Source organism: Coprococcus sp. ART55/1 (assembly GCF_000210595.1).
GTDB lineage: Bacteria > Bacillota > Clostridia > Lachnospirales > Lachnospiraceae > Coprococcus > Coprococcus aceti.
In genome coordinates, this window is record NC_021018.1 from 241,355 (window position 1) to 250,836 (window position 9,482).

The following is a 9,482-nucleotide window of genomic DNA, read 5'->3' on the forward strand; positions in this document are numbered from 1 at the left end:
TGTAATCTGTTACTTCTTTAATTCCATTCGGAAAACGCTCCCTGCTTTCCTGCCATTCGCCGACACTGTCCCACCATTCTCCGGGAGCATACCAACCGGCATCTATCACATAGTATTCACAACCGCATTCCGCAGCCGCATCAATCAGCGGAAGTTCTTTCTCCGTTGTCGGATCACCAAACAGGCAATTCATATAATCGTTGAAAATAACCGGTAAATTCTCATCATCTTTATTTGGTCTTCGAATCATACGGCGATATTTTGTCAGCTCACCCATTGCTTTTTCAAAGCTGTCATCTGCCACACCCACAGCAACCGGTACCGATTCAAATGATTCGCCCGGCGCGAGATTTTTGAACCAGTGAGACTGTACTTCGGTCGGTCCGCTGACACAGACATAAAAATGCGTATTCTGATCACTGATCTCATAATGCCAGGAACCGTTATGTTCAATCTGCCAGAATAAGCTTGTATGTGCCTCTGTATTTTCTACATACCCTAATGGTAAATACTTCTTCGTAGACCAGTTTCCGGTATTCGATACTTCAAGCACCTGTGAAGTACGCTGGTATACCCCGGGTTGTGTTTGCGCCAGTCCTACATCTCCGAACTTATATTCTTTGATACTCATCTCTTTCTGCCATCCATTATAAGGAATGCGCACTCTCATTTTCGCATCGGAATTGCTTTTTCCCTCTTTTTCAATTCCTGTATAGCAAAATGAAGATAGATATTCCAGACACTGTGTACTATCGTCTTCATTGATTACTTTATTGACCATACGAACGATAGAAGTGCCCTTATAAAACTGCATTCTTGTTTCTACGCGGACATGTGTCTCTTCCTTATCTTCCTGATAAATGGTTATCTTACGTCCAATCTCATTCCAACTGTCTTCCATCCCCGCATAGGTCAATAAATATCCCGGTGCTGTACAAATATGTTTATTTCCATGCTTTTCATATGGGCGATTATATCCGGCAAGGTTTACCTGTACAAGTTGAAAAGCCTCATCGATAAATTGCTCTTTTCTTACCAGATCTTCTGCCTTACATTCCTTTCCAAATTTGCAAATATCATTTTCATCAAATTCTGCTTTTGAAAAATGCAGCAATTTGATCTGATTTTTATCTGTAATTCCAAATACAATATGAATTCCGTTTTCATTGATTTTGATGTATTTCATTTTTCTCCTCCATGCAATAAATTTGCAATATGCTTTTTTTGCACATCGCCCTATCCACTAGAACTTTTATCGGAAAGCCGATAAAATAATCATAACAAATATAATCATATTTCACAATCTCCTCACACCACAAATAGAAATCCATTTCCAACAACAAAAAGGACACTCCCTAATAATCTCCTACTGGAAAGTGTCCCTGTTATTTTTCTGTTATTTGATTTCCCTGTGAATCAGGTCAAATTACTTTGCGTTTCTGTAGATGATATCGTTTCTTCCCGGACCGTTTGAGATCATGGTGATTGGGAATCCGATATGCTCCTCAACGAACTCAATGTACTTTCTGCAGTTCTCTGGGAGATCCTCGTACTTCTTGATTCCTCTGATATCTGTCTTCCAGCCTGGGAGTGTCTCATATACAGGCTTTGCCTTCTTGAGCTTTGATGTTGTTGGGAAGTCTGTTGTAACCTCACCATCGATATCGTAGCCTACACATACCGGGATCTCATCGAGATATCCAAGTACATCAAGTACTGTAAATGCAACGTCTGTTGTTCCCTGGATACGGCAGCCATACTTTGATGCCACACAGTCGAACCAACCCATTCTTCTAGGTCTTCCTGTTGTTGCACCAAACTCACCGCCATCACCGCCGCGGCGTCTGAGCTCATCTGCCTCGTCGCCAAATATCTCACTTACAAACTCGCCTGCTCCTACTGCGCTTGAGTATGCCTTACATACAGTGATGATCTGCTTGATCTCGTATGGAGGTATACCTGCACCGATGGCACCATAAGCTGCCAGAGTTGATGATGATGTAACCATAGGGTAGATTCCGTGATCCGGATCCTTCAGTGAACCAAGCTGACCCTCAAGAAGGATGTTCTTGCCCTCCTTGATTGCCTCATAGAGGTATGCTGATACGTCACATACATAAGGAGCAACCATCTCCTTATACTCCATGAGTGTGTTGAATATATCATCAGCCTTTAAGAGTGGCTTGTGATACAGGTTCTCAAGAAGAACGTTCTTCTGTACTATAACTCTCTCGATCTTCTCCTTAAGTGCTTCCTCATCAAAGAGCTCGCTTACCTGGAAACCGATCTTTGCATATTTATCTGAATAGAATGGAGCGATTCCTGACTTTGTTGATCCGAATGACTTACCTGCAAGTCTCTCCTCCTCGTATTCGTCGAAGAGAATGTGGTATGGCATAACCATCTGTGCTCTGTCAGATACAAGGATCTTAGGCATTGGTACATTTCTGTCTGTGATGGACTTTATCTCCTTGAAAAGAAGAGGGATGTTAAGTGCAACACCATTTCCAATGATACTTGTTGTGTGACTGTAGAACACTCCTGATGGAAGTGTATGTAAAGCAAATTTACCATAGTCATTGACAATTGTGTGACCTGCGTTGGCACCACCCTGGAATCTTACGATTATGTCTGACTCCTGGCCTAACATGTCTGTGATCTTACCTTTTCCTTCGTCGCCCCAATTGGCTCCTACAACCGCTCTTACCATAATACTTTTCCTCGCTTTCGCAGCATTTTGAAATATTTTCTGATATCCGTATTGTGGCTGTTCAAATGTTTCTGCCTATACATAATATTTATAAGCAGATCACTCACAATACCTTTTCATTATAACACTATAATGTCATAAGTAAAATCAATATTATTTATATTTATTATAAGTACGCCTTATATTTGTCTTTACTTTTTGATTAAACCAACATAAACTGTAAATATAATGGATTTTGTCCACCTCAAACACCATTTTACTTATATTATATATGCATAATTTTTTAAGCAAAATTATTTCAATCGTACCATTATAGAACGGTAAAAAGTCCTGAATTATTTTGCAATAAAACATATTGTTGACACACACATATTAAATGATCTCTATTGAATCTGGAGGAAATTATAAATGAACATAAATTTCGAATATTACAAGATCTTCTACCATGTCGCCAAAGCATCCAGCATATCCGCTGCTGCCAGGGAGCTGTGTATATCCCAACCAGCCGTAAGTCAGGCAGTCAAAGCTCTGGAGCAGGCGATCGGCATAGAACTGTTCATCCGAACCAAGAAGGGCGTCTCACTGACAAATGCCGGAGAGATCCTTTACTCCCACGTTGCAGCGGGATACGAATCCATCTCCCTGGGTGAACAGCAGCTCTCACAGCTTCTCCACATGGAGACCGGCGAGATAAGGATAGGCGCAAGCGATATGACACTACAGTTCTATCTCCTGCCATATCTGGAGCATTTCCACCAGCTATATCCGGGGATCAAGGTTCATGTCACAAATGCTCCGACTCCCAGCACGATAAATCATCTGCTATCAGGCAACATAGACTTCGGTATCGTCACCAGTCCTCTTCCCGCCGATCCTCACATGGAGATCAAGCAGGCAAGGGAGATTGAGGACATCTTCATCGCCGGACCAAGGTTTTCATATCTTCAGGGCAAAACTCTGGATTACCACGAGCTTGACGAGCTTCCGATCATTTGTCTGGAGCATGACACAAGCACACGCGCATATGTCGACACATTTCTGAGCCATGAGGGCGTGACTCTGCAGCCCGAATTCGAGCTTTCTACCAGCGATATGATTGCCCAGTTCGTCATGAGAAATCTCGGCATCGGCTCCATCATGGCAGACTTCGCCCAGAGCTATATAGACCGCGGCGACCTGTTCCGCCTGCAATTTAAAAAGCCCATACCAAAGCGTCACATGTGTATCATCAGTGACAGGCGCCGTGGTATGAGCGTTGCTGCAAATAAACTTATGGAGTTGTTGTAAGAATCATCCCCACACCCATATACCATAGTAAAATAGAGCATGTTCGTCCATTTGAACACGCCCTATTCTTATCACATATTTCTATAATCTGGAATCAGTTCATCGCACAGCCCTGTCTCTTCAAGCAGTTCTCTCGATGAGTCGCCGTAAATTCCAACTATATATCCGGCTCCGGCTGCCGCCGCTGCCCGGATTCCCGACGGTCCATCTTCTATGACCATGGTTTCTTCCGGCACTGCTCCGATGCGCTCCATGGCCCGGATGTACATATCAGGAGCCGGCTTAGCATTCATGGTTCCATCGTCGTATGCGCACAGCGTTATGTCAAACCATCTTCCGAGATCAAACTCTTTAAAATAGAATGCGAGATTTGTCATATTTGACCCTGTGGCTATGTTCATATTTATCCCCTGTTCCTTAAGTTTATCAAGGTATGCCACCAGGCCGTCCACCAGCTTGAAGTTTGCAGTATCTTCCATGTACATCTCTCTGTACATAGCCTCTTTCTCCTCGGTAAGTTCAAGTATCCTCTCCTCGGTGAGCGTACCCTTTCCCATGAGGTATTCCAGAATATCCTTGTTCGTGTGCCCCAGCACATGATGCTGAAACTCCTCCGTGCTCATCTGTCTGCCGGCAAGCTTCTCCGCATAATCCTTCCAGGCTATCTCATGATACTTTCCGTCAAATATCATTGTGCCGTTCATGTCAAATATAATGTTCTTTATCTTACTGTTCAATCTATTCATACTTGTCTCCTATATCTACCGAACGCAAAACATCACTTATCCTCACTAAGCAAATGCTTGTACGTTCCGTCTATTCCTATCGCTCCAAGTGGCGCAGTCACCACGATCGCCAGCACGGCAACCGACAATACTATATTACCACATGCCAGCCCTGCCGCAAGCGGAACTGATCCGATGGCTGCCTGAACTGTAGCCTTCGGAAGATACGCGATGACACAGAACAGCCTTTCCTTCCATGTGAGTGATGTATGTGCCACGCAGATCAGAACACCAACCGTTCTAAATGCCAGTGCGACAAATATCATAAGTAGTGCCGGAAGTCCTGCTGTAAGGGTGTATCTGATATCCACAGCCGCACCCACAAGCACGAACAATATGACCTCCGCCGCAAGCCACAGCTTTCCAAATTTCTGTGAGAGTCTTCCCGACACCGACTCTGGACATTTGAGTTTCAGGACACATGCCATAGCCACCACCGCAAGGAGTCCCGACACCGACACCTTTCCCTCAAGCCATCCCTCTATCGCTATAAGCAGGAACGAAAATCCCAGCACAATGATGACCTTCATGCTGTTTCTCACGCAGTGTTTCCTTGCATAGGAAGTCTCAAAGAACAGATAAAGTCCATATCCAACGTCCACGCCAAGCAGTACTCCAAGCACGATGGATATTGGGATATTCACGAAATCCATGACATGAGCACTTCCGCCCTGCGCCATGCTGAGAAATGTGGTAAAAAGCACTATGACAAATATATCGTCGCAGGACGCCCCCGCAAGTATCATCTGCGGAATCGCCTTGTCAGTTCCGTACTTTTTCTCTATGAGATTCACCATTCTCGGAACAACGACCGCCGGTGATACCGCGCCTAGCACCGCGCCCATGACAGCTGCCTCTGTGCGGTTTATTCCAAGTATAACAGGTGCGCACAGTATGTATCCGATGATCTCGAATGACGCCGGGACAAATGAGAGCAGCACCGCCGAGCGTCCCGACTTCTTCAGATCCTTAAGGTCAAGGGACAGTCCTGCCTTGATAAGTATGATGATAAGCGCTATCTTTCTGAGATCCGCAGATATGGACAATATGGACGGATCAAAGAGATCCAGCACATACGGACCAAGAACGATTCCCGTCGCCAGCATTCCTATGATGCGCGGCAGCTTAAGCCTCTGACAGATGGCGCCCATCGCCAGTCCGACTATGAAAATGAGTGCAAGTGATGTCAACATGATAGACAATACCTCCTTAATTTAGCAAATGTATCAAAGCATTTTCTTATTATGAAAAAAAGCTTACACCAGTCAGTATCAATACTAACATACCATCAATACAGCCGTCGAAGCATATCACCTTGCACAGGATCTCTCATTCTCCCTGCCCTCGTAGTCAAACAGCCCGTCATTTTTCTCCTCCAACGCCTTTATCATATGATACGCAAATTCATTGTAAGGCATCGGTATTCCAAGCTCTCTTCCCATTCTTACTAGTGCACCCGAAAACATATCTATCTCTGTATGCCTTCCAGAATCAAGATCCTGAAGTGTCGAATATCTCGCTGAAGGTGGAACCGCACTTCCGTGCACCGATGGCCCTTCGGCAAGTGAAAGGTCTATCCCCTTCGCCGTAGCCACCGCCTCAAGTTCAGACTTGAGTGCATCGCTTATGATCCTCATGTGTTCACTGTCCCTGTAACAGCCCACTCCCGCACCAAGGATAGCCTGTGGCAGATTGTTGCACACGTTGAGTCTGAATTTGCTCCACAGATCAACCATGATATGATTCGATATCGTGTAGTGAAGTCCTGTTCCATCAAACAGCCTGACGCTCGCCTTCGGCTATAACTCCAAGCTCTATGTCATCTCTTTCTGAGAGTCCCCATATCATATAAGAGCCTACAGCTCCGGCTCCTAAGATAGCAACTTTCTTTATATCCATATGTAAAATCCTTCTTTCATGTACTCATAAACATTATTATAAAAACCGGACAGAAATCCTGTCAACTTTCAAAATCTTATCACCTGCCAGAATCAGTCACGCCATGCTGCAAATATTAATTTTAATTCAAACTACTCCAGTAGTATTGACATTTTATTAGCTGAAAAGTATTATAAAGGCATAATACTACTGCAGTAGTTTGTGAAGGAGAACACATATGGATATAAAACTTTTTGATTCAGAACTTAAGGTGATGGGAGTCCTCTGGGACGAGGGCGACACAACTGCCAAACATATCTCCGATGTCCTGAAAGAAGAAATTGGCTGGAACATGAACACTACATATACGTTGATCAAGAGGTGCATCAAAAAAGGAGCAATTGAACGCTCTGAGCCTAATTTCATGTGCCACGCCATAATACCAAAGGAGGAGGTACAGGAGGCCGAGACAACTGAACTTATCAATAAGGTCTACGACGGATCTGCCGACAAACTATTTGCTGCTCTTCTCGGCAGAAAGAAGCTTTCCCCTGAGGAGATCGCAAAGCTAAAACAGATCGTCAACGATTTGGAGTGAGGTGATGAATATGAGCTTACTGCAAATGAGCGTTGCCGGGGCTGTCATGATCATGGTGATCACAGTCATTCGCGCTCTGGCAATTAACCGATTGCCTAAAAAGACATTCCTGATACTGTGGGGAATCACGATCATCAGGCTGCTAATACCATTTTCATGTCCATCTAAGTTTAGCATCTATTCTCTGCTGGGAAAGAAAACAGTCTCTGACATAAATGAAACACCGGCTGTCAGATTCATGCCGATCAATACGCAAGGGCCTGTCTCCACCCAGGCACCTCAATCTCAGATTCCTGCTCTCACGATTTCAGCGTGGGATATCATCTGGGTGGCAGGACTTGTTCTCTGCGCGGTATTTTTTATCTCGGCATATATCAGATGCTACAGGGAATTTCAGACATCATTACCAGTTGAAAATGCATTTGCACGCAGATGGCTGGAGACTCACAATTTAAAACGCAAGCTGTCCATACGACAGTCAGATCTGATCTCGGCACCGCTTACATTTGGCGTGTGGCATCCAGTGATTCTTATGCCCAAGAAAACTGACTGGGAAAATGAAGATACCCTGTGTTACGTGTTGGAACATGAATTTATACATATTAGAAGATTTGACACAGTTACCAAGTTTCTGCTGATCACCACGGTCTGCATACACTGGTTTAACCCTCTGGTATGGATTATGTACTTTCTCGCCAACAGAGACATAGAGCTATCCTGCGACGAGGCTGTGATTCACCATTTCGGAGGCACAAGCAGGGCGTCCTACGCAAAGGCTCTGATCAGTATGGATGAGACAAAGGGCGGTTTTATGCCACTCTGCAACCACTTTAGCAGAAACGCAATCGAAGAAAGGATAACAGCAATTATGAAAACAAAAAAGACGACTATCATATCATTCGCTGTAGCGATGGTCTTAGTCACCGGAACAGTGACAGTATTTGCAACATCGGTCAAGGGCGATGAATCCAGTACGGTCACCGAAGCTACAGATACTACCAATACCACTTTTTCAGACACGGTTGATACGGAGACAATAATGTCCTATATAAATCCGGATGACGGCAAGACATATTACAGCTTTGATAATGGAAAGACATTTGAAGCCATGACCGACGCCGAGTTTGAAGAAAAGTTCCCAACTCCTGATATTGAGTGGTGGACATACGACGAGTATAAGGCATGGCTTGAGAACGAAAAAGTCGAGCTCAAAAGTATCATCGGTAGTTCATATATATCCGGTGGCAAAAAATATGTGTGGACACAGGATAGAGTAAATGAGACGATCGCCATGTACGAGGGCATTCTGGAGGATATCAAGAACGGAGCCAAATACTCCAAATCCATAGACGGACAAGATGACGAGATGGTCAGCTACAATCCAGCTGACATAGCTCAGACAAAAGAATCGCTTAAGTCCATCGAACGCACTATGACGGACTGCCAGGATGAGGTCAGCGAATCCGTGGCTCAGACAAATGAATCACTTAAGTCCATTGAGCGCACTATGACGGACTGCCAGGATGAGGTCAGCGAGTTCCAAGCTACAGCCAATTAAACTACCAAGAGTGTCAGTCCAGATCTGAATACCATCGCAACAAAGAACTAGAAATACTGAGCATAACAAACCGCCCTGTCTAATACATATAACGCGTATCAGATAGGGCGGCTTTATTATCTATATACATGTCTACATCTTTATCCAGCCAAGTGCATTTGCAACAGAGCTGAGCAGGATAATGATGGCAAATACAGGACAGAGATATTTGATCATGACTACAAATACCTTCTTTCTCCTGAAGGCACTCTCGCCGTGAATTATCTCCTCCTCTATCTTATCTATTCCAACTACCCTTGACACAAGCAGGCTTGTGAGAAGTGCCGCTATAGGCATCATCACCGAATTGGTGAGGAAGTCGAACAAGTCAAGGAACTGCATGCCTATGATCTTGATTCCTGCCAGCGGGCCATATCCCAGGGATGACAGACTTCCAAGCGCAAGCATGATAACTCCCACCAGCACCGTTGCCTTCTTTCTTCCCCATCCAAGCTCATCCTCAAATGTTGACACTGCACTCTCCGTAAGTGCTATCGAACTTGTAACCGCTGCGAACAGCACAAGAACAAAAAACACAATACCTATGACAGTTCCAAATCCCATGTTCTGGAATACTTTTGGAATAGTGATAAACATCAGTGATGGTCCTGCCTGAAGTGTATCCGG

General features: G+C 44.4%; 9 protein-coding genes and 1 pseudogene. 3 read left to right on the top strand and 7 right to left on the bottom strand.

The window, feature by feature from the left end; genetic code table 11:
* Together CCU_RS01075 and CCU_RS01080 are read right to left on the bottom strand one after the other, a co-directional pair.
* Positions 1–1,186, bottom strand: a 1,186-nt coding sequence (locus CCU_RS01075; RefSeq protein WP_208895885.1) for an alpha-galactosidase, incomplete at its 3' end; no start/stop codon positions are given.
* A gap of 240 nt (positions 1,187–1,426) precedes the next feature.
* Positions 1,427–2,710: an adenylosuccinate synthase gene (locus tag CCU_RS01080; protein ID WP_015533243.1), complete on the bottom strand. Its 1,284-nt coding sequence runs from the start codon at positions 2,708–2,710 to the stop codon at positions 1,427–1,429.
* Positions 2,711–3,118: 408 nt separating this feature from the next.
* Here CCU_RS01080 and CCU_RS01085 point away from each other — a divergent pair, with 408 nt between their 5' ends.
* Complete coding sequence (locus CCU_RS01085) at positions 3,119–3,997, top strand: LysR family transcriptional regulator (RefSeq protein WP_015533244.1); 879 nt, start codon at positions 3,119–3,121, stop codon at positions 3,995–3,997.
* 71 nt (positions 3,998–4,068) lie between these two features.
* Here CCU_RS01085 and CCU_RS01090 read toward each other — a convergent pair whose 3' ends face one another.
* The 4 genes from CCU_RS01090 to CCU_RS14890 all read right to left on the bottom strand — a co-directional run bounded on the left by CCU_RS01090 (position 4,069) and on the right by CCU_RS14890 (position 6,681).
* A complete protein-coding gene (locus tag CCU_RS01090) occupies positions 4,069–4,743 on the bottom strand; it encodes an HAD family hydrolase (protein WP_015533245.1) in 675 nt (224 codons plus the stop codon).
* A gap of 32 nt (positions 4,744–4,775) precedes the next feature.
* Positions 4,776–5,975 (bottom strand): cation:proton antiporter, encoded by a 1,200-nt coding sequence (locus CCU_RS01095; RefSeq protein ID WP_015533246.1) that lies wholly within the window; start codon positions 5,973–5,975, stop codon positions 4,776–4,778.
* Positions 5,976–6,092: 117 nt separating this feature from the next.
* Positions 6,093–6,518 (bottom strand): ketopantoate reductase family protein, encoded by a 426-nt coding sequence (locus CCU_RS01100; RefSeq protein ID WP_015533247.1) that lies wholly within the window; start codon positions 6,516–6,518, stop codon positions 6,093–6,095.
* Positions 6,519–6,555: 37 nt separating this feature from the next.
* Positions 6,556–6,681, bottom strand: a complete 126-nt coding sequence (locus tag CCU_RS14890) for a hypothetical protein (RefSeq protein WP_015533248.1) — start codon at positions 6,679–6,681, stop codon at positions 6,556–6,558.
* 217 nt (positions 6,682–6,898) lie between these two features.
* On the opposite strand from CCU_RS14890, the gene CCU_RS01105 reads away from it, so the two are divergent.
* Together CCU_RS01105 and CCU_RS01110 are read left to right on the top strand one after the other, a co-directional pair.
* Positions 6,899–7,258, top strand: a complete 360-nt coding sequence (locus CCU_RS01105) for a BlaI/MecI/CopY family transcriptional regulator (protein WP_015533249.1) — start codon at positions 6,899–6,901, stop codon at positions 7,256–7,258.
* 10 nt (positions 7,259–7,268) lie between these two features.
* Positions 7,269–8,816 (top strand): M56 family metallopeptidase, encoded by a 1,548-nt coding sequence (locus CCU_RS01110; protein ID WP_208895886.1) that lies wholly within the window; start codon positions 7,269–7,271, stop codon positions 8,814–8,816.
* A 132-nt stretch (positions 8,817–8,948) separates the two neighbouring features.
* On the opposite strand, the pseudogene CCU_RS01115 reads toward CCU_RS01110, so the two are convergent.
* A pseudogene (locus CCU_RS01115) lies at positions 8,949–9,482 on the bottom strand (sodium-dependent transporter); the annotation flags it as partial.